General features: G+C 73.9%; 24 protein-coding genes and 1 tRNA gene. 7 read left to right on the top strand and 18 right to left on the bottom strand.

The features are described 5' to 3' along the window. Position 1 precedes the first annotated feature (1 nt). Genes ASF47_RS06640 through ASF47_RS06630 form a run of 3 tightly spaced genes read right to left on the bottom strand, consistent with a single transcriptional unit; the run spans position 2 to position 2,776 of the window. Positions 2–823: an O-methyltransferase gene (locus ASF47_RS06640; RefSeq protein WP_200918978.1), complete on the bottom strand. Its 822-nt coding sequence runs from the start codon at positions 821–823 to the stop codon at positions 2–4. After that, positions 816–2,084, bottom strand: coding sequence for a sedoheptulose 7-phosphate cyclase (locus tag ASF47_RS06635; RefSeq protein ID WP_056863221.1), 1,269 nt, complete (start codon positions 2,082–2,084; stop codon positions 816–818). The genes ASF47_RS06640 and ASF47_RS06635 overlap by 8 nt, the downstream gene beginning before the upstream one ends. 23 nt (positions 2,085–2,107) lie before the next feature. Beyond that, on the bottom strand, positions 2,108–2,776 hold the full coding sequence (locus ASF47_RS06630) for an HAD family hydrolase (protein ID WP_056863220.1): 669 nt from the start codon (positions 2,774–2,776) through the stop codon (positions 2,108–2,110). A 276-nt stretch (positions 2,777–3,052) separates the two neighbouring features. On the opposite strand from ASF47_RS06630, the gene ASF47_RS06625 reads away from it, so the two are divergent. The 3 genes from ASF47_RS06625 (at position 3,053) to ASF47_RS06615 (ending at position 5,541) form a co-directional block, all read left to right on the top strand. Beyond that, the gene (locus ASF47_RS06625; RefSeq protein WP_056863219.1) at positions 3,053–3,859 is read left to right on the top strand and encodes a hypothetical protein; all 807 of its coding nucleotides are present in this window, start codon (positions 3,053–3,055) and stop codon (positions 3,857–3,859) included. Between the two features lie 68 nt (positions 3,860–3,927). Next, positions 3,928–4,818, top strand: coding sequence for a hypothetical protein (locus ASF47_RS21660; protein WP_200918977.1), 891 nt, complete (start codon positions 3,928–3,930; stop codon positions 4,816–4,818). A gap of 102 nt (positions 4,819–4,920) precedes the next feature. After that, positions 4,921–5,541, top strand: a complete 621-nt coding sequence (locus ASF47_RS06615; RefSeq protein WP_235558663.1) for a TetR/AcrR family transcriptional regulator — start codon at positions 4,921–4,923, stop codon at positions 5,539–5,541. Here the strand turns inward: ASF47_RS06615 and paaE are convergent. From paaE to paaA, 5 genes are read right to left on the bottom strand one after another with little or no spacing between them, the layout of a single operon-like run. Beyond that, on the bottom strand, positions 5,499–6,563 hold the full coding sequence (gene paaE, locus ASF47_RS06610; protein ID WP_056863218.1) for a 1,2-phenylacetyl-CoA epoxidase subunit PaaE: 1,065 nt from the start codon (positions 6,561–6,563) through the stop codon (positions 5,499–5,501). The genes ASF47_RS06615 and paaE overlap by 43 nt on opposite strands. After that, the gene (paaD, locus tag ASF47_RS06605; RefSeq protein ID WP_082500086.1) at positions 6,563–7,078 is read right to left on the bottom strand and encodes a 1,2-phenylacetyl-CoA epoxidase subunit PaaD; all 516 of its coding nucleotides are present in this window, start codon (positions 7,076–7,078) and stop codon (positions 6,563–6,565) included. The genes paaE and paaD overlap by 1 nt, the downstream gene beginning before the upstream one ends. Then, entirely contained in the window at positions 7,075–8,049 is a 975-nt protein-coding gene (gene paaC, locus ASF47_RS06600; RefSeq protein ID WP_082500085.1) for a 1,2-phenylacetyl-CoA epoxidase subunit PaaC, read from the bottom strand. The genes paaD and paaC overlap by 4 nt, the downstream gene beginning before the upstream one ends. A gap of 12 nt (positions 8,050–8,061) precedes the next feature. Continuing rightward, entirely contained in the window at positions 8,062–8,358 is a 297-nt protein-coding gene (gene paaB, locus ASF47_RS06595) for a 1,2-phenylacetyl-CoA epoxidase subunit PaaB (RefSeq protein ID WP_056863217.1), read from the bottom strand. After that, on the bottom strand, positions 8,355–9,323 hold the full coding sequence (paaA, locus tag ASF47_RS06590; RefSeq protein WP_056863216.1) for a 1,2-phenylacetyl-CoA epoxidase subunit PaaA: 969 nt from the start codon (positions 9,321–9,323) through the stop codon (positions 8,355–8,357). Before paaA ends, paaB begins: the two co-directional genes overlap by 4 nt. Before the next feature lie 130 nt (positions 9,324–9,453). On the opposite strand from paaA, the gene ASF47_RS06585 reads away from it, so the two are divergent. Beyond that, complete coding sequence (locus ASF47_RS06585) at positions 9,454–9,765, top strand: EthD family reductase (protein ID WP_056863215.1); 312 nt, start codon at positions 9,454–9,456, stop codon at positions 9,763–9,765. A gap of 11 nt (positions 9,766–9,776) precedes the next feature. Here ASF47_RS06585 and paaK read toward each other — a convergent pair whose 3' ends face one another. Then, on the bottom strand, positions 9,777–11,084 hold the full coding sequence (paaK, locus tag ASF47_RS06580) for a phenylacetate--CoA ligase PaaK (RefSeq protein ID WP_056863214.1): 1,308 nt from the start codon (positions 11,082–11,084) through the stop codon (positions 9,777–9,779). Positions 11,085–11,275: 191 nt separating this feature from the next. On the opposite strand from paaK, the gene ASF47_RS06575 reads away from it, so the two are divergent. Further along, positions 11,276–11,512, top strand: a complete 237-nt coding sequence (locus ASF47_RS06575) for a hypothetical protein (RefSeq protein WP_056863213.1) — start codon at positions 11,276–11,278, stop codon at positions 11,510–11,512. On the opposite strand, the gene ASF47_RS06570 is transcribed toward ASF47_RS06575, so the two are convergent. Both ASF47_RS06570 and ASF47_RS06565 read right to left on the bottom strand, forming a co-directional pair. Next, positions 11,500–12,129: a hypothetical protein gene (locus ASF47_RS06570; protein ID WP_056863212.1), complete on the bottom strand. Its 630-nt coding sequence runs from the start codon at positions 12,127–12,129 to the stop codon at positions 11,500–11,502. The two genes, ASF47_RS06575 and ASF47_RS06570, sit on opposite strands and share 13 nt — an antisense overlap. Positions 12,130–12,217: 88 nt before the next feature. After that, positions 12,218–12,559 carry a nuclear transport factor 2 family protein gene (locus ASF47_RS06565; protein WP_056863211.1) on the bottom strand — a complete coding sequence of 114 codons (342 nt, stop codon included), beginning with the start codon at positions 12,557–12,559 and terminating at the stop codon, positions 12,218–12,220. A 79-nt stretch (positions 12,560–12,638) separates the two neighbouring features. Between ASF47_RS06565 and ASF47_RS06560 the strand changes: the two genes are divergently transcribed. After that, entirely contained in the window at positions 12,639–13,436 is a 798-nt protein-coding gene (locus ASF47_RS06560; protein WP_056863210.1) for a MerR family transcriptional regulator, read from the top strand. 310 nt (positions 13,437–13,746) lie between these two features. Here the strand turns inward: ASF47_RS06560 and ASF47_RS06555 are convergent, their stop codons facing one another. From ASF47_RS06555 to ASF47_RS06540, 4 genes are all read right to left on the bottom strand, one after another. Further along, entirely contained in the window at positions 13,747–15,039 is a 1,293-nt protein-coding gene (locus ASF47_RS06555; RefSeq protein WP_056863209.1) for a DUF3500 domain-containing protein, read from the bottom strand. Between the two features lie 129 nt (positions 15,040–15,168). After that, on the bottom strand, positions 15,169–16,380 hold the full coding sequence (gene fdhA, locus ASF47_RS06550; RefSeq protein WP_056863208.1) for a formaldehyde dehydrogenase, glutathione-independent: 1,212 nt from the start codon (positions 16,378–16,380) through the stop codon (positions 15,169–15,171). A gap of 229 nt (positions 16,381–16,609) precedes the next feature. Next, positions 16,610–16,685 (bottom strand) — tRNA-Thr (locus ASF47_RS06545). An 80-nt stretch (positions 16,686–16,765) separates the two neighbouring features. Beyond that, complete coding sequence (locus tag ASF47_RS06540; protein WP_056863207.1) at positions 16,766–16,951, bottom strand: hypothetical protein; 186 nt, start codon at positions 16,949–16,951, stop codon at positions 16,766–16,768. Positions 16,952–17,056: 105 nt separating this feature from the next. On the opposite strand from ASF47_RS06540, the gene ASF47_RS06535 reads away from it, so the two are divergent. Further along, complete coding sequence (locus ASF47_RS06535) at positions 17,057–17,983, top strand: LysR family transcriptional regulator (RefSeq protein ID WP_056863206.1); 927 nt, start codon at positions 17,057–17,059, stop codon at positions 17,981–17,983. Between the two features lie 16 nt (positions 17,984–17,999). On the opposite strand, the gene ASF47_RS06530 is transcribed toward ASF47_RS06535, so the two are convergent. From ASF47_RS06530 to tmk, 3 genes are read right to left on the bottom strand one after another with little or no spacing between them, the layout of a single operon-like run. Beyond that, positions 18,000–19,589: an alpha/beta hydrolase gene (locus tag ASF47_RS06530; protein ID WP_056863205.1), complete on the bottom strand. Its 1,590-nt coding sequence runs from the start codon at positions 19,587–19,589 to the stop codon at positions 18,000–18,002. After that, positions 19,586–20,746: a DNA polymerase III subunit delta' gene (locus tag ASF47_RS06525; protein WP_056863204.1), complete on the bottom strand. Its 1,161-nt coding sequence runs from the start codon at positions 20,744–20,746 to the stop codon at positions 19,586–19,588. Before ASF47_RS06525 ends, ASF47_RS06530 begins: the two co-directional genes overlap by 4 nt. Then, a complete protein-coding gene (gene tmk, locus ASF47_RS06520) occupies positions 20,743–21,393 on the bottom strand; it encodes a dTMP kinase (protein ID WP_056863203.1) in 651 nt (216 codons plus the stop codon). The genes ASF47_RS06525 and tmk overlap by 4 nt, the downstream gene beginning before the upstream one ends. Positions 21,394–21,411: the final 18 nt, after the last annotated feature.

The raw sequence follows: 21,411 nt of genomic DNA, 5'->3' as shown, positions 1-21,411 counted from the left end.
CTCAGACCCGCCGGGCCAGCGTCAGGCCGTCGCGCAGCGGCACGAGCACCTGCTGCACCCGGTGGTCGGCGGCGAGCGCTGCGTTGAGGTCGGCCACGGCGCGGCCGTTGGCGCTCGTGGCGCCGTCGGGGCCGCCGGCCCAGGGCTCGCCCTGCAGCAGGGTGTTGTCGAGGGCCAGCAGACCGTCCTCGGCGAGCAGGCCGGTGTCGAGGAGGAGGTCGACGTAGTCGGCGTAGCCGGTCTTGTCGGCGTCGACGAAGACCAGGTCGAAGACCTCGCCCGCGTCGGCCAGGCGGCGCAGCGTGTCGAGCGCCGGGCCCACCTCGACCCGGATGCGGCCGCCGGCCGGGGAGGCCGCGAAGCACTCGGCGGCCAGGGCGGCGACGGCGGCGTCGAGCTCGCACGCCACCACCTCGCCGCCCTCGGGCAGCGCCTCGGCCATGGCGAGCGCGGAGTAGCCGGTGAACATGCCCACCTCGAGCACCCGGCGGGCGCCGCCGGTGCGCACGAGCAGCTGGAGCAGCGCACCCTCGACGTGGCCGGAGAGCATCTCCTGCTCCAGGTACACGCCCCCGCTGCGCCCGCTCCAGTCCTCGGCTCGGGTGCGCGCGGTCAGCGCGGCCAGGGCAGGTGACTCGGGGCTGGTGCCGGCCTCGAGGTAGGGCTCCAGGCCCCCGGCGACCGCCCGGGCCCGGGCGAGGTCGGCCCGCACGTCGTCGGGCACTCCCGCGACGTCGGCCAGGCCGGCCTCGACCCGCTCGAGCAGCGCGGCGACGATGCCGACCGGCGTCACCGGCCGCGGGCCGGGCACCCGCTCAGGCACCGGCCGGGGTCTCGGCGCGGGTGTACTGGTCGACGCCCTCGCCGCCGCGCGGCAGCGACGCGCAGACCCGCTTGTGCTCGGCGAGGATCTCGACGAGCTCGGGCACGTCGAGGTCGTTGACGAAGTAGCAGGTGCCGATCGGGCGCGGCACGGCCGCGCGCAGCAGGCCGTCGCGGGTCTGCAGGATCGAGGCCGTCGCCCTCTCCAGCACCTCGGGGGTGAAGAGCGGGCTGTCGACGGCCAGACCGAGGCCGCTGAAGAGGGCCAGCACCCGGTCACGCTGGTCGGCGCCGATGTAGCCGCGCTGCTCGGCGATCGTGGCCGAGAAGGCCATGTCGATGCTGATCGCGTGGCCGTGGAAGAAGGGCGGCGAGGGGGTCAGCTCGAGGGTCGGGCTCCAGGTGTGGCCGTAGGCGATGACCCGGTCGAGGTCGAGCTCGTGGAGGTTGGGCACCTCGAGCTCGAGCATGGTGCGGATGGCGTCGTAGGTGATCCGGTCGGAGACCTCGCGCAGGTGCTCGCCGTCGGCGGCGTGGCCGAAGGCGGTGTGCAGCAGGTCCTCGCCGTACTTCTCCAGCGCCTCGAAGGTGTCGAGGTGGGCCACGGTGGCGATCTTGATGATCTCCGCGATGCCGTTGCGCACCTGGTCGACGGGCAGGGTCTCCAGCAGCGAGAAGTCGAGGAGCACCTTCTTTGAGGCGTGGTAGGCGCCGAGCCGGTTCTTGTGCTTGCCGTGGTTGGCGCCGACCTTGATCGAGACGCTCGCGTCGATGAGGCCGATCAGCGTCGTCGGGATGCGCACGTAGTCGGTGGAGCGCTTGTAGGAGGCGCACGCGAAGCCGGCCACGTCGGTGGTCAGTCCGCCGCCGACGACCAGCACCTGCTCCTTGCGCATCAGCCCGAAGTCGGCGAAGGCGTCGACGATGCGCTCCAGCGTGCGCAGCGACTTCGCGGTCTCCGCGATCCGCACCGGCACGGTGGTGAGGGCGATGTCGTGGTGGGCGAAGTACGCCGCCATCCGCTCGCCGTGCAGGCGCTCGACGGCCTCGTCGACGACGGCCAGGCAGCGGCCGAAGTCGCGGAAGGTGTCGGCGAGCTCGGCGTTGGCCGGGTCGAAGACGCCCGGCACGATCACCAGGGAGTAGTCGATCTTCTCGTAGGCCTCCACGTGGAAGGCGGTCTCGGTGGCCTCGAGCCGGGCCAGCGGGGCGCCGGGCTCCTGCGCCGGCACGGGGGTGGGCACGTCGGTGGTCTGGGTCATCTCGGCTCCTCTGGTCGCCGGGGTCAGGCGGTCTGGGTGAAGGACTGGAGGTCGGCCAGCTCGAGGCGGTCGCGGCGGGCGGTCGCGCGCTCGAAGTCGTGGCCGGCGGTGTTGGCGTTGGGGAAGGCCACGACGCTGAGGCCGGCGCGGGCGGCCGCCTCGACGCCGCCGAGGTTGTCCTCGACCGCCACGCAGGAGCCGGCCGGCTCGCCCAGGGCGGCCAGCGCGAAGGTGTAGGCCTCGCCGTCGGGCTTGGGCTGCTCGACCTGGGTGCGGTCGACGACGAGGTCGAGGTCGTCGAAGGAGATCCGGTCGGCCACGGCGCGGCCCAGGGCCATGACGTTCTCACGCGACGTCGTGGTCACCAGCGCGACCTTGTGGCCGGCCTCGCGCGCCGCGGTGATGGTCTCGACCACGCCGTCGCGGGGGGTCAGGTCGGCCTCGCCCAGCAGCTGCTGGAAGATCTCCGACTTCGTCTGGTGCACCGCGTCGGCGTCGACGTCGGCGCCGGTGCTGCGCGCGTGCTCGGCGATCCGGTCGCGGCCCCCGCTGGTGGCCAGCATCTCGGCGTACTCCTCCTGGCCCCACTGCCAGTCGAGGCCGTGGGAGGCGAAGGCCCGGTTGAAGGCCTCGCGCTGCAGCTCGGAGGTGTCGGCGATGGTGCTGATGGAGCCGAAGAGGATGGCGGTCATCGTGGGTGTCCGATCTGTGGCGGGGGTCTGCTGGGTGGTGCGGATCCCTTCGATCGTCGGCGGGCCCCGGGGGGCCCGGGCTCCCCCCTTCGGGCGCGCTTGCCTGGCTCCCCCACCCCTTCGGGCAGGGCAGGGCAGGGTCGACGGTCCGGGCCGACCATCTGCGCCGACCATCTGGACCGACCATCTGGACCGACCATCTGGGCCGACCATCTGGGCCGAGGCTCTGTGCCGAGGGGTGGGGCGGTCGGTGAGAGACGTGCCTAGCCTCGGGGCATGGCCACCTCGACCTCGCACCCCCGCACCTCCGGCGGCTCGGCCGCCCCGACCTCCGCGCGCCGCGGCCCGGCCGGCTCGCGCGGCCTGGCCTGGGCCGTGCTGGCCGGCGCCGTGCTGCAGGTCGTGGCGCCCGTGGTGCAGTCGCTGGGCCTGGGCTCCTCCCCCGGCGAGGGCGCAGGGGCCGACCTGCTCATCACCCCCGTGGGCTGGGCGTTCTCGATCTGGGGGGTCATCTACACCCTGGCCCTGGCCCAGGCCGTCGCCGTGCTCGTGCGGGGTGCCGACTCCGTGCCGCGCGCGCTCCAGGTCGCGCAGGTCGTGCTCTACCTCGGCGGCACGGTGTGGATCGTCTGTGCCGCGGTCGACAGCAGCGTCGCCACCGCCGTCGCGCTGCTGGTCATGGCCGTCGCCGGGGTCGCCGGCGCCCTCGTGGCCGCGCCTGGCGCCCTTCCCGCCGGGTGGTTCGGCGCGCTGACCCGCGCCGCCGCCGGGCTCTACGGCGGCTGGGTCACCGCCGCCCTCTTCCTCAACCTCTCGACGGCCGCGGTGGCGCTCGACCTCGCCGACGTGGCCGACCTCGGCTGGCAGCTCGGCGCCCTCGCCGTCGCCGCGGCGACCCTCGTCGTCGTCACCCTGGCCACCCGCGGCCTGGTCGCCTATGCCGTCGCCGGCGGCTGGGCCCTCGTCGGCATCGCGGTCACCGGCTCCGCCGACGGCACCACCGCCGTCGTCGTCACCGCCCTGGTCGCCCTCGCCGTCCTCGCGGGTGCCACGCTCCTCGCCCGGCGCCGCGCGTCGCGCTGAGGCCCTCCTGGCCCTCTCACCCCCTCCGGTGGTCCGCTCGCGGCGGTGACGGGCGCAGGGTGGGCACCATGCGATCCCTCGTCCGCGGTCTCGTCGCCGGCGCTGCCGGCACGACCGTCCTCAACGCCACGACCTACCTCGACATGGCCCTCACCGGCCGCTCGGCGAGCAGCGCGCCCGCCGACACCGTCACCGCCGCCGCCGACCTGGTGCACCTCGACCTGCCCACCGCCGGCAGCCGCGAGGAGGCGTACGGCGCCCTGGCCGGGCTCGGCGTCGGGGTCGGCGTGGGTGCGGTCGCCGCGCTCGTCCGCTCGGCCGGGGTGCGGCTGCCGTGGCTGGCCGAGTCGGCCGTCATCGGCTTCGGCGCGATGGCCGCCACCGACGGTCCGATGGCGGTGCTCCAGGTCACCGACCTCACCACGTGGTCGGCCACCGACTGGGGTCGCGACGTCGTGCCTCACCTGGTCTACGGCGCCGCGGTCGCGTGCGCCCTGCGGGTCACCGAGCCCGACGACGAGCGCGACGACGAGGGCCCGGCGCGCCCGGGACGGCTGCTGCTGCGCAGCCTCGCCATCGGCCTGGCCACCGGCGCGCGCAGCTCCTGGGGTCTCGTGCCGCCGGGCCTGGTCGCCGGGAAGGCGCCGCTGGCGCTCGCGGGTGGCCTGGTGGGCACCGAGCTGGTCTTCGACAAGCTGCCCTCGACCCCGTCGCGCGTGGGCGGGCCGACCGTGGCGCGGGTGCTGAGCGCGGCCGGCGGCGCGGGGGTGCTGGCCCGTCACGAGGGCGCGGCCGGCGTGTGGCCGGCCGTGGCCGCGGGCGCCGTCGGCGCCGTGGCCGGCACGGTCCTCGGCTCGGTGTGGCGCGACCTGTGCGCCGACCGGTCCTGGGAGGCCGCGGGGGCCGTCGTCGAGGACGCCGTCTCGGCCGCGCTCACCGCCTACGCCGTGGCCACCTGACCGCGGCCCGACCGCGGCGGGTCGTGAGACGCTGGCGCCATGGCCGGCCCCCCACCTGACGCTCCCGTGCGGCGGGGTCGTCCCGGATACGACCAGGCGACCGTGCTGCGGCGTGCGATCGAGCTCTTCAACCGGCAGGGCTACGACGGCACCTCCATGGGCGACATCGCCCAGGAGCTCGGCCTGACCAAGTCGGCGATCTACCACCACGTGCCCAGCAAGGAGCACCTGCTCAGCGCCGCGCTCGACGAGGCGCTGGGCGAGCTCACCGCGGCGATCGAGGAGGCCGCCGACGCGAGCGCCGGCACCACGGCCACCCAGCGCCTCCACGACGTGGTGCACCGCTCGGTGCGCATCCTCGTCGACCACCTGCCCGCCGTGACCCTGCTGCTGCGGGTCCGGGGCAACAGCGAGGTCGAGCAGGCCGCCCTCGCCCACCGCCGCGTGCTCGACGACCGGCTGGCCGGGCTCGTGGCCGCGGCCGCCGAGGAGGGCTCGGTGCGCGCCGACCTCCCTCCCGAGCTGCTGAGCCGGCTGCTCTTCGGGCTCGTCAACTCCCTGGTGGAGTGGTATCGCCCCGGCGGTCCGCTCGACACCGACGCCCTGGCCCGTGCCGTCGGCGCCATCGCCTTCGACGGGCTGCGCGGCCCCGCGTCGCCCCCGCCGGAGGGGCCCGCGGGTCAGGCGTCGAAGTCGACCGTGACCGCGTCGCCCACCGGGTAGCCCTGGCAGGTGAGCACGTAGCCGCGGGCCAGCTCGTCGTCGTCGAGGGCGTAGTTGCGGCGCAGGTCCACCTCACCGGCGGCCACGTGGGCCCGGCACGTGCCGCACACCCCGCCCTTGCACGCGAAGGGCAGGTCGCTGCGGGTGGCGGCAGCGCCGTCGAGGATGCTCTGGCCGCGTCGCTGGGGGGCGGTGGTGGTGCGCCCGTCGAGCACGAGGGTGACCTCGCTGGTCTCCCCGTCGGCGGCCGGCCCGGCCTCCTCGCGCACGACCTCGGGCGGCGCCTCGTCGACGTGGAAGAGCTCCACGTGCACCCGGTCGGCGCCGACGCCGAGCTCGGCGAGCACCGCGCGGGCGTCGGTGACCAGCCCGAAGGGACCGCACAGCCAGACGTGGTCGAGCGCCTCCACCGGCACCAGCGCCCGCAGCAGCCTCCGGAGCCGGTCGGCGTCGAGCCGCCCCGAGAGCAGCTCCACCTCGCGGGGCTCGCGGCTGAGCACGTGGACGACGTCGAGGCGTGCGGCGTACCGGTCCTTGAGGTCGGCGAGCTCCTCGGCGAACATCACGGTGCTCGCGCGGCGGTTGGCGTAGACCAGGGTGACGCGCGCGTCGGGGTCGGCGAGCACGGTCGCGGCGATCGAGAGCATCGGGGTGATGCCCGAGCCGGCCGCGACGCACAGGTGCCGGGCCGGGCGGGCGGGGTCGGCGCGCAGGGCGCCGGTGGGGGTCTGCACCTCGACGACGTCGCCGACCGCGACCTCGCGCACCAGCCAGGTGGAGAAGAGCCCGCCGGGGATCTCGCGCACGCCCACCCGCGGCGCCGCCCCCGCCGGCGCGCAGATCGAGTAGCTGCGGCGGTGCTCCTCGCCGTCGATCGTGCGGCGCAGCGTGAGCGCCTGCCCCGCCGCGAAGTCGTACGCCGTGCGCAGCGGCTCGGGCACGGCGAAGGTGATGGCCGCGGAGTCGTCGGTCAGCGGGTCGACGGCGGCGACCCTCAGCTCGTGGAAGCGGGCCCGCGCCATCAGATCTCCTTCACGTGGTCGAAGGGCTCGAGGCACCCCTCGCAGCGGTACATCGCCTTGCAGGCCGTCGCCCCGAACTCCGAGGTCAGCGCCGTGCGCCCCGACCCGCAGCGGGGGCACACCACCTGCCGGCGCGTCGGCAGCAGCCGCAGCACGGTGGGGCCCTCGGTGGCCGGGGCCGCGCCGGGCGGGGAGATCCCGTGCGCGCGCAGCGCGGCGCGACCGCGCTCGGTGATCCAGTCGCTGGTCCAGGCCGGGGCCAGCCGCACCCGCACGTCGACGTCGGCGAAGCCGTGCTCGCGCAGGCGGTGCACCAGGTCGTCGCGCATGGTGGCCAGGGCCGGGCAGCCGGAGTAGGTCGGGGTCACGGTGAGCACCACCGTCCCGCCCTCGACCGCGACCTCGCGCAGCACACCGAGGTCGGCGAGCGTGAGCATCGGCATCTCGGGGTCGGTGACCTCCTCCGCGGCCCGGCGGGCGAGCGTCGCGGCGCCTGCGTCGACCACGGCGCTCACCAGCGCCCCGCGGGGTGGGCCCGGGCGACGACCTGCATCTCGGCGAGCATCCGGCCGAGAGCCTCGGTGTGGCGCCCGTCGCGGCCGGCGCCGCGCCCCAGCGGACCGGTCGGGGGCACGGTGGGCCGGTCGAGCCCGCCCACCGACAGCACCTGCTCGAGCAGCACGTCGACGCCGGTGGCCAGCCCGGCGGGGTCGACCCCGAAGCCCTGCTCGGCCGCGGTCGCCTCCACCGGGTGGGTGCGGAAGAGCTCATGGTGCAGCGGCCAGACCACGTCGAGGCCGGCGCGCATCCGTCGGCGCGACTCCTCGGTGCCGCGGGCCAGCGTGACGCACCAGCGGGCGGCGTGGTCGCGGTGGTAGGCGACCTCCTTGACCCCCTTCGCGGCGATCGCGGCGAGCACGGGGTCGATGCTGTCGCGCAGCTGCTCGAGCAGCGCCAGGCGGTGGGTCGCGAAGAGCAGCAGGCGGGCGGCGGTGACCGCGAAGTCGCCGTTCTCCCCCTCGACCAGGCGCACGTTGCGGAAGTCCGCGTCGTCGCGGAAGAAGGCGAGTGCGTCCTCGGGCGGCACCGGCGACCCCGCGGGCAGCGTCGGCACCACCGACGGGTCGGCGGCCGCCGCTCGCGCCAGCAGCAGGCGCGCCTGGCCGAGGAGGTCGAGGGCGATGTTGGCCAGCGCGATGTCCTCCTCCAGGTCGGGGGCGTTGCTGGCCCACTGCGAGAGCCGGTGTGAGTAGACGAGCGCGTCGTCGCCGAGCATCAGGCAGTAGGCCGCGAGCGCTGCACCGTCGACGCCGGCGGCCGGCGTGGTGTCGACGCCCGCGAGCGGGTCCTCGAAGTCCTGGCCGAACGCCCACTGCGCGCTGTCGTCGCCGAGCAGCCCGTCGTAGGCGCTGGCGTGGTCGCTGGCGTGGTCGCTGGCGTGGTCGCTGGCGTGGTCGCTGGCGTGGTCGCTGGCGTGGTCGGTCATGGGGGCCGCCTCCTACATGTGGGGGACGTCGTCGGGGATGTCGTAGAAGGTCGGGTGGCGGTAGACCTTGTCGCCGGCGGGGGCGAAGAGCGGGTCCTTCTCGTCCGGGCTCGACGCGGTGATCGCGTCGGCGCGCACGACCCAGATGCTCACGCCCTCGTTGCGGCGGGTGTAGACGTCGCGGGCGTTGTGCACGGCCATCTGGTCGTCGGCGGCGTGCAGCGAGCCGACGTGCACGTGGTTGAGGCCGCGCTTGCCGCGCACGAACACCTCGTAGAGCGGCCACTCCCCCTGCGGCGCCCCGCTCACGAGACCGCCTCCTGCTGCTCCTGCTCCTGCTCCTGCTGCTGGCGCCCGGCGAAGGCGCTCGCGGCCTCGCGGACCCAGGCGCCGTCCTCGTGGGCACGGCGGCGGTGGGCCAGGCGCTGGGCGTTGCACGGCCCCGACCCGCTGACGACGTCGCGGAACTCCGCCCAGTCGGGCTGGGTGAAGTCGTGGCCGCCCTTCTCGTCGTTCCAGACCAGGTCGGGGTCGGGCAGGGTGACGCCGAGGGCCCGCGCCTGCGGCACGGTCATGTCGACGAACTTCTGGCGCAGCTCGTCGTTGGTGTCGCGCTTGATGCCCCAGGCCATGGACTGCGCGGTGTGGGACGAGTCGGCGTCGGGCGGGCCGAACATCATGAGCGCCGGCCACCAGAAGCGGTCGACCGACTCCTGCACCATCGCGCGTTGCTCGTCGGTGCCGCGCATCATCGTGGCCAGCAGCTCGAAGCCCTGACGCTGGTGGAAGGACTCCTCCTTGCACACGCGGATCATCGCGCGGCCGTAGGGGCCGTAGGAGGTGCGGCACAGCGGCACCTGGTTGCAGATGGCCGCGCCGTCGACCAGCCAGCCGATGGTGCCGACGTCGGCGTAGGACAGCGTGGGGTAGTTGAAGATCGAGGAGTACTTCTGCCTGCCCTCGATCAGCTTCTCCGTCAGCTCCAGACGGGAGACGCCGAGGGTCTCGCAGGCGGAGTAGAGGTAGAGCCCGTGGCCGGCCTCGTCCTGCACCTTGGCCAGCAGGATCGCCTTGCGCCGCAGCGAGGGGGCGCGGGTGATCCAGGCGCCCTCGGGCTGCATGCCGATGATCTCGGAGTGCGCGTGCTGCGCGATCTGGCGCACGAGCGTGGCGCGGTAGCGCTCGGGCATCCAGTCGCGCGGCTCGATGCGGTCGTGGCGCGCGAGGGTCGCCTCGAAGGAGGCCTGCTCGGCCTGCGCGGGTGCCGTCGTCATGGGACCTCCTGGTTGACAGACCGGCTGATTTACAGACCGACCGGTCAGGAATAGTCTGTCACGCAGCCCGACGCCGTGCAACGGGCCCGACCGCACCCCCGGACCCGCACCCCGACCCGCAGGAGAGCGCATGTACCGCGTGACCATCCAGTACGCCGTGCCCGAGGACCCCGAGGCCTTCGACCGCCGCTACGCCGAGGGCCACGTGCCGCTCGTGCTGCCCGTGCCGGGCCTGCGCTCCTTCACGTGGTCGAAGGTCCGACCGATGGGCGGCGACCCGGCCGCCGGGCCCTACCTGGTGGCCCAGCTCGACTTCGACGACCGCGAGGCGATGACGGCGGCACTGTCGTCGCCCGAGATGGCCGCCGCGGGCGCCGACGCCGACGAGATCGGCGTGCCGCGCACGATGTTCGCCGGCGAGGTCGTCCCCGAGCTCGGCTGACCCGCCCCTCCTCAGCGGACGGGGCGGCGGTCGACCAGGCGCCGCATCTTGCCCACCGAGCGCTCCACGCTCCCGGGGTCGACGACGTTGACCTCGACGCTCACCCCGATCCGGCTCTTCACCAGGTGCTCGACGCGGCGGCCGGCCTCGGTCGCCGCGGCCGGGTCGGCCGCCTCGCGCCGCTCCACGACCACCCGCATCGTGTCGAGGGTGCCGGTGCGCTCGAGCACGCACTGGAAGTGCGGTGAGAGCTCCGTGGTGGTGAGCACCAGCTCCTCCACCTGGGTCGGGAAGAGGTTGACGCCGCGCAGGATGATCATGTCGTCGGTGCGTCCGGTGACCTTCTCCATGCGCCGCATGGTGCGCGCGGTGCCGGGCAGGAGCCGGGTCAGGTCGCGGGTGCGGTAGCGCAGCACCGGCATGGCCTGCTTGGTCAGCGAGGTGAGCACGAGCTCGCCCTTCTCGCCGTCGGGCAGCACGTCCCCGGTCACGGGGTCGATCACCTCGGGGTAGAAGTGGTCCTCCCAGACCGTCAGACCGTCCTTGGTCTCGACGCACTCGCTGGCCACGCCGGGCCCGATCACCTCCGAGAGCCCGTAGATGTCGACGGCGTGCATGTCGAGACGCTCCTCGATCTCGCGGCGCATGTCGTCGGTCCACGGCTCGGCGCCGAAGATGCCGACCCGCAACGAGGTCGACCGGGGGTCGACGCCCTGGCGCTCCATCTCCTCGACGATGGCGAGCATGTAGGAGGGGGTGACCATGATGAGGTCGGGGCGGAAGTCGACGATCAGCTGCACCTGGCGCTCGGTCATCCCGCCCGAGACCGGCACGACGGTGCACCCCAGCCGCTCGGCGCCGTAGTGGGCACCGAGGCCGCCGGTGAAGAGGCCGTAGCCGTAGGCGTTGTGCAGCACGTGGCCCGGTCGGCCGCCCGCGGCGCGGATGCTGCGCGCCATCACCGCGGCCCAGGTGTCGACGTCGTCGCGGGTGTAGCCGACCACCGTGGGTCTGCCGGTCGTGCCGGAGGAGGCGTGCACCCGCACCACCTGCTCGCGCGGCACCGCGAACATCCCCCACGGGTAGTTCTCGCGCAGGTCGGCCTTGGTGGTGAAGGGCAGCCGGGCGAGGTCGCCGAGGTCGCAAACGTCGTCGGGGTGGACGCCGGCGCCGTCGAGTGCGGCGCGGTAGTGCGGCACGTGGGTCCAGGCGTGGCGCACGCTGCGGCGCAGCCGCTCGGTCTGCAGGGCGCGCAACTCGTCGAGCGAGGCCGTCTCGATCGGGTCGAGGTCGTCAGGGCGGGCGATGGGCTCCGGCATGGGTCCACAGTGCGTCGACCGCACCCGCCCGGTCCACCCGTCACGGGGTCGAGGTTTGGTCCGGGTCTCCACGGGAACGGTGTGCGTATCACGGACATTTCACGTTTCCTTGACTGCCGCCCCCGCGGCGCACGACCCCGATCGGCGCCGACGTCCCCCCGTTGGGCGTCCGGTCGGGAGGCGCTCCCGCGGTGCACGCGCCGCGGGAGCGCCGGTCGTGCGGCACGCCCCACCCGCCCAGGAGACGTCGCATCGAGATCCACGCCACCGCCGGTCCGCTCGGAGCGGACCGGCCCGCTGACTGCTACGTCCTCGTCGGCGACGACTACGCCTCGGTGCTGACCGACCTCATGGCGGCGGTGCCGAGCGGCTGGGTGCTCCTGTCGGTCGACGTCGTGCCCGACCCGGGCGAGTCTCAGAACCGGTAGGCGAAGCGCTCGAGGTCCTCGGCGTGGGCCGTCTCGACCAGGTGGCGGGTGGTCACGTCGTAGGAGCGCCAGTAGGCGCGCTCACGGTCGGTGACGTTGGTGGGCGGCACCGCCAGCTCGAGGCCCACCAGCTCGCGCAGATCGCGCTCGAGGTGCTCCATACGCAGCACGACGTCGGCCTCGCGCACGTGGCCCTCGTTGATCCGGCGGGGCGTCGCGTCCCGCCCGATCGCCGCGGTGACCCAGGCGCCGAAGTCCGTGGTGACCGCGTCGACGATGCGGTCCACCGCGCCGGGGGTCTGGTGCACCCACGACGTGGGGTCGCGCAGCTCGTGGACCCAGCGGGTGCGGGTGCGCTCGTGCTCCGCGACGTAGAAGTCGAAGGGGTTGCGGGTCGTGGTGACCACCCGCAGGCCGTGGTCGGCGGGCAGCAGCCCGGCGGCGACGAGCTCGCCGACCGTGCCGTGCTTGACGTCGACGCCGTGCCGGCGCACCTCCCCGGCCGCCGGCACCTCCTCGACCCCGGGCCGGGCGAGGAGGGCCTCGCGCAGGGCCGTGCTCCCGGTGCCGGGGGCGGCGGTCACGAGCAGGCGGGCCGTGCGGTCGACCAGGGCCATCAGGGACCGACGCTGTGGGGGCTCATGGCGCCAGCCAACCGCAGCGCCCACGTCACCGCCTCACCCCGGGACCCGAGGCCGGGGCGAGTCAGGGAGCGATGTCCAGCCGGGCGATGAGGTCGCCCGACAGCAGGAAGCGGTAGCGCAGGTCGGCGACGCCGCCGGGGAAGTCGCCCTCCAGCCGCACCAGGACCACCCAGCGCCCCGCGTCGTGGCGCTCCGCGCCGCGCACCCGGGTGGTGTAGGTGAACTCCGAGCCGGCCCCCTCCAGGAAGCCGCGGACGCGCTCGGCGCCGGTGAAGACCTCGTCCTGGTCGGTCACCTCGGCGTCGGGTGCGAAGGTGCGGGCGGCGGCGTCGACCTCGCCGGAGGTGTGCGCGGCGAGGTAGGTCCGGATCACGGCGGGCAGGGTGCTCGGGGTCGTCGTCATGGGGCCCACCCTGAGCGCTCCGCCCGGGAGAGGGGCAAGGGCTGGCACCTCCCCCAGGGGGAGGGGGCACACTGCCGGGGTGCTGACGATCGGTGAGTTCTCGCGCCTGACGCACCTGAGCGTGCGCACCCTGCGGCGCTACCACGAGGCGGGGCTGCTGCTGCCCGACTCGGTCGACACGACGACCGGTCACCGCCGCTACACCGCCGAGCAGATCCCGACCGCGCAGGTCATCCACCGGCTGCGCGAGCTCGACGTACCGCTCGCCGACGTCCAGCGCATCGTGGCCTGCCCCGACCCCGGCGACCGTGCCACCCTCGTCGGCGACCACCTCCGCCGCCTCGAGGCCGAGCTGTCCCGCACGCGTGCCGCCGTCGTGTCGCTGCGGCGGCTGCTGCGCCCCGACCCCGCCCCGGTGGCGGTGGAGCTGCGCTCGGTCAGCCCCACCGTCGTCGCCGCCGTCGCGGCCGAGGTCGGGCTCGACGACGTCCTGGCGTGGTACGCCGGCGCCGCGGCCGAGCTCGCCGCCGCGGTGCGCGAGCCGACCGGCCCGCCCGGCGGGCTCTACGACAACGCGCTGTTCGAGACCGGCCGGGGGCGCGCCCTGGTCCACCGGCCGACGGCGCGACCCCCGACGGTCGGGCGCGTGCGTCCGGCGACGCTGCCGGCCGTCGAGCTCGCCGTCGCCACCCACGTCGGCCCGCACGACGACATCGACGTCACCTACGGCGAGGTGGGCGCCTGGCTGGTCGCCAACGCCCTCACGGTCGCGGGCCCGGTCCGCGAGACCTACCTCGTCGGCCCCGCCGACAGCTCGGACCCCACCGCCTGGCGCACCGAGATCGGCTGGCCCGTCTTCCGGGTCGGGGCGGGCTGAGCGCGGCGGTCCGTGCGCGGGTCGCGGGAGGCCTCCAGCGCCCGGTCGGTCCCAGGTCGTCCGCCGGCGTCCGCGCGCCCGCCGTGGGGCCGCAGGGTGCAGCGCATGACCTGGGTCCCCCGGTGCACGTCCTACGACGGTGTCGCGGTCGCCCCCGCCGGGCCTGGATGGGCACATGGACCGCACCAGGACGAGCCGGGGACCGGGCACCCTGGAGGCGGGGGCACCCGGTCGCACCCTCGCCGTCGACGTCGTACGGGTGTCGGCGCTGCTGAGCCTGGCCGCGGGGCGGCCCGGGCCGGCTGCGATCTCAGCCTGCGCTCGACGAGGCGTCGGCGGGCGGCGTACCGCCGTCGCCCGGGGGCGTCCCTCCCATGTCTCCGCCGCCCGTGCCGCTCGCGGCCTGCTGGGTGACGCTGCCGGCGTAGTCGTCGGTGGGGTCGCGGTAGATGGTGTGCACGTGGCCCCACCCGGAGGTGCTGACGCCCTCGACGTCGGCGCCGGCCGAGCCCTGCTGGGCCTGGAAGGCGACGTAGACGTCGGGTCCGGAGATGGAGAAGTTGATGCCGTCACCGGTGGACATGTCGTAGGTCGTCTCGCCGGACCACGCGATCACGGTGTCGTCGAGCGTGGCCTCGATCTCGGCGAGCTCGGTGGTGGTGGTCTGCTCGTCGGCCATGCCGGCCCAGTTGGCGATGAGGTCGAGCAGCAGGTCCTTCTGCTCCTCGGTCAGGTCGGCGCCGGTGAGACCCTCGCCCGTGGCGAAGTCGCAGGTGTCGCCGGGCGCGCACATGCTGACGTCCCCGGAGGTCAGGGTGGCCTGCTGCTCGTCGGTGAGGCTGTCGAAGAACGCGAAGGCATCGGTGTAGATGCCGTCGAAGGGCTGGACCTCGTCGCCGTCCTCGTCGGTGTAGACCGCAGGCTGCACCCCGAGGTGGGTGGGGGCGAAGGTGATGGCGCCCGTGCCGTCGTCGGCGGCCCCGTCGAGGGTGGCGTTGATGCCGAGGTGGTGACCACCGAACTGCACCTCGAAGGCGCTGGTGTCGGAGGGGTCGCCGAAGAACGCGATGTAGTACTGCCCCAAGGACGCCTCGGTCGAGGAGCTGTTCTCGTGGAGGTAGACGTCACCGTTCATGATGCCGGTGACCGTCTCGTAGGCCTCGTCGCTGAGCAGGCTCTCGAGCACCTCCAGCGCGGCGGCCTGCTGCTCGTCGGTGAGGTCGGCGAGGTCGAGCCCGGCGCGCTGGACGAAGGTGACCGGGAAGTTCGACCACGACGTCGTCTTGGTCTCGTCGTCGTAGGCGTACAGGACCGCGTCCTGCTGCTCCTCGCTCAGGGTGTCGAGGAACGCCTGGGCGGCGGCCGCAGTGTCGGAGATCGTGCCGGCGGTCGTGGTGGCGTCCTGGGTGGTGCTCGCCGTGGAGACCGGGCTGACCGACCCCGAAGAAGCGCTGGCGGACGTCGAGGTGGAGGAGGCGGAGTCGGCGGCTGTGGAGTCGGTGGAGGTCGCGCACCCACCGAGCGCCAACACGCTGACCAGCGCCATCGAGGCGATGCCGGCGAGCCGGCGACGGCGGGGGGACGTGGAGGTCGAGATCGTCATGACGCGAGTCTCGGCTCCCCGCCTGTGGCGATCTTGTGTCCTCTCTGTGCCGTCTCGACGACTCGCGAGCGGCACCGCGAGTCGGCAGCGGTGGTCGCCGCGGGGGGCGACCACCGCTGCCGTGCTGTGTCAGGCGACCATGCCGTGCGGGTCGATGACGTACTTCTTGGCCGACCCGGCGTCGAACTCCTGGTAGCCCCGGGGGGCGTCGTCGAGGCTGATCGTGGTGGCGTTGACCGCCTTCGCGATGTGGGCCTTGTCGGCCAGGATCATGTTCATCAACTGGCGGTTGTACTTCTTCACCGGGCACTGACCGGTGACGAAGGCGTGGGACTTCGCCCAGCCCAGCCCGAGCTTCACCCCGATCTGGCCCTCCTTGGCGGCGTCGTCGACGGCGCCGGGGTCACCGGTGACGTAGAGGCCCGGGATGCCCAGCGAGGCGCCCGCCCGCGAGACGGTCATGATGTCGTTGAGCACCGTGGCCGGCGCCTCGGCCGCTCCCTCGCCGTGGCCGCGGGCCTCGAAGCCGACGGCGTCGACGGCGGCGTCGACCTCGCGCTCGCCCAGCACCTGCTCGATCAGGTCGGCCAGGTCGTCGCCCTTGCTCAGGTCGACGGTCTCGCAGCCGAAGCTCGCCGCCTGAGCGAGGCGGTCGGCGTTCATGTCGCCGACGATCACCGCGGAGGCACCGAGCAGCTGCGCGGAGAAGGCGGCCGCGAGCCCGACGGGTCCGGCGCCCGCGACGTACACGGTGGAGCCGGTGGTGACACCGGCGGTGTAGGCGCCGTGGTAGCCGGTGGGGAAGATGTCGGACAGCATCGTGAGATCGAGGATCTTCTCCAGCGCGGCGTCCCGGTCGGGGAACTTCAGCAGGTTGAAGTCGGCGAACGGGATCATGACGTACTCCGCCTGGCCGCCGTGCCACCCGCCCATGTCGACATAGCCGTACGCCGCTCCGGCGCGGGCCGGGTTGACGTTGAGGCAGATGCCGGTCTTGCCCTCGTTGCACATGCGGCAGCGGCCGCAGGCGATGTTGAAGGGCACCGAGCAGATGTCGCCCTCCTTGACGAAGAGGACGTCGTCGCCGACCTCGACGACCTCGCCGGTGATCTCGTGACCGAGGGTCTGGCCCACGGGGGCCGTCGTGCGGCCGCGGACCATGTGCTGGTCACTGCCGCAGATGTTGGTGGTCACGAGCTTCAGGATCACCGCGTGCGGTGCCCGCTGCTTGATCCCCATGGACTTCGAGACCTCTCCCGGGATCTCGAGCTTGGGGTAGTCGATCGACTCGACGGCGACCTCTCCGGGACCCTTGTAGACGACGATCCTGTTTCCGGACATCTTCACTCCTCACCTGGTGCACGGCGCGGCCCCACACGGACATGTCCTGTAACGCACGTCACGGCCGTCCCTCCACACAACCACCCCGACCCTGACGTGCACCAGGCCGATCGGGGTGAGCCGGCTCGACGGCGGGGTCGCGCTCCCGTCGCACGACTGCGAGCCGGTCCCGCCGAGACCGGGAACGACGAAGCCCCCGACCGCATCACTGCAGGTCAGGGGCTTGTGGTGGAGCCGCCTGTCGGAATCGAACCGACGACCTTCTCATTACGAGTGAGACGCTCTACCGACTGAGCTAAGGCGGCGCGCTGCCGGATCGGTCAAGGACCGGGGCCGGACAACCCGCCGAAGTATACGGACGGACCCGGCAGGCGCCGAAATCGCCTCAGGCGGCGAGGACCTTCTCGCCGCGCGCACGGCTCGGCACGAGGTCGAGCGGGGCGGTCTGCTCGGCGCCGCACCAGCAGGTGAAGGTGGCCAGGACGCCGTGGTCGGAGTCGGCGACCGCGGTGATCTGGGAGGGGAAGATGAGCTGGCGCTTGTCGCAGGCGCTGCAGAGGTGGGTGAGCACGGCGGGTCCTTCCTGAGGCATCGGGTGGGGTGGTGTCTTGATTCTCCGTCGCACCGGGCCATAGGGGTAGGACCACCTCCCGTCAGATGCCATAGGCTGCACCTTGTGCTCAGTGTGCACCAGCTCACATGCTTCCTGGCCGCCTACGAGGAGGGCTCGCTGACCCGCGCCGCCGAGCGCCTTGGCTACGCGCAGCCGTCGGTCTCCGAGCAGATCCGCACCCTGGAGAGATCGCTGGGCGTGCAGCTGTTCCGGCGCGTCGGACGCGGCGTCGTGCCCACGACCGTGGCCGACGAGATGCGACCCCACGCCGAGCGCGTGCTCGCCGCCCTCGACGAGACCCAGAAGGCCGTGCAGGGGGTGAAGTCCTTCGAGACCGGCACCATCCGCTTCGGCATGTTCGGCATCGCCCGCCTCTACGCCGGGGCCGGCCTGGTCGCCGACGTCCTGGCCCGCTACCCCGGGGTGCGCGTCGAGCTCATCGGGCAGAACTCCACCGAGGTGCAGGAGGACCTGCGCCGCGGCCGGCTGGAGGCCGCGATGCTCGCGGTGCACAACGTCTCCAGCGAGGGCATGAGCGTGACGCCCGTGGCGCGCGAGGAGCTCGTCTACGTCAGCGCCGACCCCGAGCGGCTCACCACCCCGGTCACGGCCCACCGCCTGTCGCAGGCCTCCCTGGTCATGCCCGAGACGACCTACCGCGCCGTCGACTCCACCCGTCAGACCCTGCGCCAGATGCTGCACGAGACCGGCCGCAACCCGCAGACCCGCATCGAGGTCGAGGACATCGAGACCGCCGTCGAGCTGGTCGGGATGGGCCTGGCCGACACCGTCATCCCGCGCGGTGCCGCCGAGCAGCTGCTCCCCCGCCTCGCGCCCGACGCCGGGTGGGTCTCGTTGCGCCCGCGCCAGTTCGACACCTTCGCCGTGGTGCACCGCGCCGACGCCGTGCTGTCACCGGCCGCGCGACTGATGATCGAGCTGGCCACGGCGCGCATCCGCGCCGTGGCCGAGCCGATCCACCGCCGCTGAGGTCAGCGGGACTGCCTCAGCACTCGAGCCCGTCGTCGGGCACGGTCCCCTCGACCAGGTAGTCCTCGACCGCGGTGTCGACGCACTCGTTGCCGGAGTTGTAGCCGGTGTGACCGTCGCCGTCGCGGGTGACGAGCACCCCCGAGTCGAGCTGCTCGGCCAGCGCCTGCGCCCACTCGTAGGGCGTCGCCGGGTCACGGGTCGTGCCGACGACCACGATGGGCGCCGCGCCCGCCCCGTCGATCTGCGGGGCGGGCTCGGAGGCCTCGACCTCGATGCCCGCGCAGCCCACCAGGCCCCACGCGAAGACCCGCCCGAAGGTCGGCGAGGCCTCCTCGAAGTCGGCGTACTGCGCCGGGACGTCCTCGGGGGCGAGGGCGGTGGGGTCGTCGAGGCAGTTGATGGCGTAGATGGCCTCGGCGGAGTTGTTGAGGTAGTCGCCGCTGAAGGAGTCGCGCGAGGCGTAGGCGTCGGCGAGCAGCATCAGCGTCGTGCCGTCGCCGTCGAGGGCCTGCTCGAGGCCCTGGGTCAGCAGCGGCCAGTAGTCGCGCACGTAGAGCGGGGTCACGACGCCGTAGAAGGCGCTGCCGACGGTGAGCTCGCGGTCGTCGGAGGTCGGCAGCGGCTGGGCGTCGATGTCGTCGAGCAGGTCGGTGATCGTGGTGAGGCCCTCCTCGACCGAGCCGCCGAGCGGGCAGTCGTCGCCGGACACGCAGTCCTCGACGTAGGCGCGCAGGGCGGTCTCGAAGCCGCGCGCCTGGCCCAGCGACGACTCCCGGGTGCTCAGCGAGACGTCGACGGCGCCGTCGAGCAGCAGGCGGCCCACCCGCTGGGGGAAGAGCTCGGCGTAGGTCGCACCGAGCTTGGTGCCGTAGGAGGCGCCGAGGTAGGTCAGCGTGGTCTCGCCCAGCGCGGCGCGCAGCACGTCCATGTCGCGCGCGGCCTCGACGGTCGTCACGTGGCCCACCAGGGCGTCGGAGCGCTCGACGCAGCCGGCGAAGAAGCCGTCGAGGTCCTCGACCAGCGCCTGCTCCTCGGCCGCGTCGTCGGGGTCGGGGTCGGCGGCGAGGAAGGCGTCGAGCTCCTCGTCGGAGAGGCAGTCGACCGGGTCGGAGCCGCCGGTGCCGCGCGGGTCGAAGCCGACGATGTCGAAGGCGTCGAGCAGCGGCTGGCGGAAGGCCTGGGTGCCGGCCGCGGCGTAGGAGGTGCCGGGCGAGCCGGGTCCGCCGGGGTTGACCACGAGCGAGCCGACCCGCTGGCCGGGCTCGTCGGCGGGGTCGCGCAGCAGCCGCAGGTCGATGGTCTCGCCGTCGGGCTCGGCGTAGTCGACGGGCACGGTGAGCGTGGCGCACTCCATGTCGTCGTCGTCCTCGCAGGCCGCCCAGTCGATGCTCTGCCCGTAGTACGCCGCGAGCGCGGGGTCGGGCGGCTCGGTGGCGTCGGCCGACGGCGTCGACGTGGGCGCGGGGCCCGTGCGCTCGGGCCCGTCGGCGGAGTCGCCGCCGTCGCGGGCCGAGAGGCCGTAGCCGATCGCGACGCCGGCCGCGCCCAGCACGAGCACCACCGCCAGCACGATCGCGACGATGCGGGTGGTGGACGGGCTCATCGACTGCTCCCCTCGGGCGCCTGCAGGGCGACCATCATGGCTTCCAGCGCCAAGGCCGGTGGCACGTTGAACTCCAGCATCTGCTCGCGCGCCTCGAAGATCGCGGCGATCCGGCGCAGGTTGTGCTCGGGGCTGGAGGTGCGCACGATCTCCTCCACGTCGGCGCGGATGTCCTCGTTGACCAGGTCGCCGGGCGCGCCCGAGGCGAGCGCGATCGCGTCGCGGTAGACCGAGACGAGGTCCATGAGGCCCCGGTCGACGACGTCGAGGTGGCGCCGCTTGGCCCGGGTCTTCTGCCCCTTCTCCAGCGCGGCGAGGGCGGGTCCGTACTCCCGCGGGCGGCGGCCGCGCTCGACCACGCCGTAGGAGGCGTCGAGGTCGCTGCGCTCGCGGGCGTCGAGGTCGCCGGTCTGCACCTCCGCCTCGTCCTTGGCGACCTGGGCGAGCTCTCCGGCGGCCCGCATGGCCGCGCCCAGCGACGTGACCCGGCGCGCCAGGGAGACCACCTCGTGGCGGCGGGCGCGGGTGCCCTCGTCGCGCGCCAGCGCCCGGGCCCGGCCGATGTGACCCTGGCTGGCGCGGGCGGCGTAGGCCGCGAGGTCGGGGGCCACGCCGTCGGTGCGCTCGAGGAAGGCCGCGACGTCGCGGGCCGTCGGGGTGGTGAGGGTCAGCAGCCGGCAGCGCGAGCGGATGGTCGGCAGCACGTCGTCGACGGTGGGGGCGCACAGCATCCACACCGTGCGGTCGGTGGGCTCCTCGATCGCCTTGAGCAGGGCGTTGCACGCCTGGTCGGTGAGGCGGTCGGCGTCCTCGACCACCAGGATCTGCCAGCGCCGGCCCACCGGGGACAGCGCGGCCCGGCGCACCAGGTCGCGGACCTCGTCGACACCGATCGAGAGCTTCTGGGTGCGGATGACCGCCACGTCGGCGTGCGACCCGGCCAGCACCGTGTGGCACTGGTGGCACTGACCGCAGCCGGCCTGCTCCGGGGCGCGGTCGCACTGCAGGGCCGCGGCGAAGGCGACGGCGGCGTTGGAGCGACCCGACCCCGGCGGACCGGTGAACAGCCAGGCGTGGCTCATGCCGTGGCCCGCGGCCGCGGTCTGCAGGGCCTCGACCGCACGGGACTGGCCGACCAGCTGCTCCCAGACGGTCATGCCCGCACCGCCTGCGCCAGCAGCGGCTCGACGCGGCGGCGCACCGCGGCGGCGATCTCGTCGCGGTCGGCGCGCGCGTCGAGGACGAGATAGTGCTCGGGGTCGGCCGCGGCCATCGTCGTGAAGGCCGCGCGCACCCGCTCGTGGAAGTCCAGCGACTCGCCCTCGATGCGGTCGCGCCCCTCGAAGCGGCCCAGCCCCGCGGCCGGCTCGAGGTCGAGCACCACGGTCAGGTGGGGCCGCAGGTCGCCGGTGGCCCACCGCGCGACCCGCTCCACCTCCGCGACCGGCAGGGTGCGCCCCGCACCCTGGTAGGCCAGCGTGGAGTCGACGTACCGGTCGGTGACGACCACCTCGCCGCGCTCGAGGGCCGGCAGCACCACGGTGTCGACGTGCTCGGCCTTGTCGGCGGCGTAGAGCAGGGCCTCGGTGCGGTCGGAGAGGGCGCCGGTCTCGGGGCTGAGCACGATGCGGCGCAGCTCGCGCCCGACCGGGGTGTCACCGGGCTCGAACGTCGACACCACGGTGTGGCCGGCCTCCTCCAGCCAGGCCCGCAGGAGCGCCGACTGGGTCGACTTGCCCGACCCCTCGCCGCCCTCGAGGCAGACGAAGACGCCGCGCGGGGAGAAGACGCCGGGAGAGCTCACGCGAGGAACCTACGTGGC

It is taken from the genome of Nocardioides sp. Leaf285 (genome assembly GCF_001422955.1).
Classification (GTDB): Bacteria; Actinomycetota; Actinomycetes; order Propionibacteriales; family Nocardioidaceae; genus Nocardioides; species Nocardioides kribbensis.
This window is presented reverse-complemented; position numbering and strand designations above follow the sequence as displayed.

What these genes read in the sequence shown, in the direction of transcription:
- ASF47_RS21660 (WP_200918977.1), top strand. Translation starts at nt 3,928, where the DNA reads ATGCGATCCCTCGTCCGCGGTCTCGTCGCCGGCGCTGCCGGCACGACC.
- ASF47_RS06565 (WP_056863211.1), bottom strand. Translation starts at nt 12,559, where the DNA reads ATGACGACGACCCCGAGCACCCTGCCCGCCGTGATCCGGACCTACCTC.
- fdhA (WP_056863208.1), bottom strand. Translation starts at nt 16,380, where the DNA reads ATGTCCGGAAACAGGATCGTCGTCTACAAGGGTCCCGGAGAGGTCGCC.
- ASF47_RS06555 (WP_056863209.1), bottom strand. Translation starts at nt 15,039, where the DNA reads ATGACGATCTCGACCTCCACGTCCCCCCGCCGTCGCCGGCTCGCCGGC.
- ASF47_RS06635 (WP_056863221.1), bottom strand. Translation starts at nt 2,084, where the DNA reads ATGACCCAGACCACCGACGTGCCCACCCCCGTGCCGGCGCAGGAGCCC.
- ASF47_RS06570 (WP_056863212.1), bottom strand. Translation starts at nt 12,129, where the DNA reads ATGGCCCTGGTCGACCGCACGGCCCGCCTGCTCGTGACCGCCGCCCCC.
- ASF47_RS06525 (WP_056863204.1), bottom strand. Translation starts at nt 20,746, where the DNA reads ATGACCGTCTGGGAGCAGCTGGTCGGCCAGTCCCGTGCGGTCGAGGCC.
- ASF47_RS06530 (WP_056863205.1), bottom strand. Translation starts at nt 19,589, where the DNA reads ATGAGCCCGTCCACCACCCGCATCGTCGCGATCGTGCTGGCGGTGGTG.
- ASF47_RS06585 (WP_056863215.1), top strand. Translation starts at nt 9,454, where the DNA reads ATGTACCGCGTGACCATCCAGTACGCCGTGCCCGAGGACCCCGAGGCC.
- ASF47_RS06625 (WP_056863219.1), top strand. Translation starts at nt 3,053, where the DNA reads ATGGCCACCTCGACCTCGCACCCCCGCACCTCCGGCGGCTCGGCCGCC.
- paaC (WP_082500085.1), bottom strand. Translation starts at nt 8,049, where the DNA reads ATGACCGACCACGCCAGCGACCACGCCAGCGACCACGCCAGCGACCAC.
- ASF47_RS06630 (WP_056863220.1), bottom strand. Translation starts at nt 2,776, where the DNA reads ATGACCGCCATCCTCTTCGGCTCCATCAGCACCATCGCCGACACCTCC.
- paaK (WP_056863214.1), bottom strand. Translation starts at nt 11,084, where the DNA reads ATGCCGGAGCCCATCGCCCGCCCTGACGACCTCGACCCGATCGAGACG.
- paaE (WP_056863218.1), bottom strand. Translation starts at nt 6,563, where the DNA reads ATGGCGCGGGCCCGCTTCCACGAGCTGAGGGTCGCCGCCGTCGACCCG.
- paaA (WP_056863216.1), bottom strand. Translation starts at nt 9,323, where the DNA reads ATGACGACGGCACCCGCGCAGGCCGAGCAGGCCTCCTTCGAGGCGACC.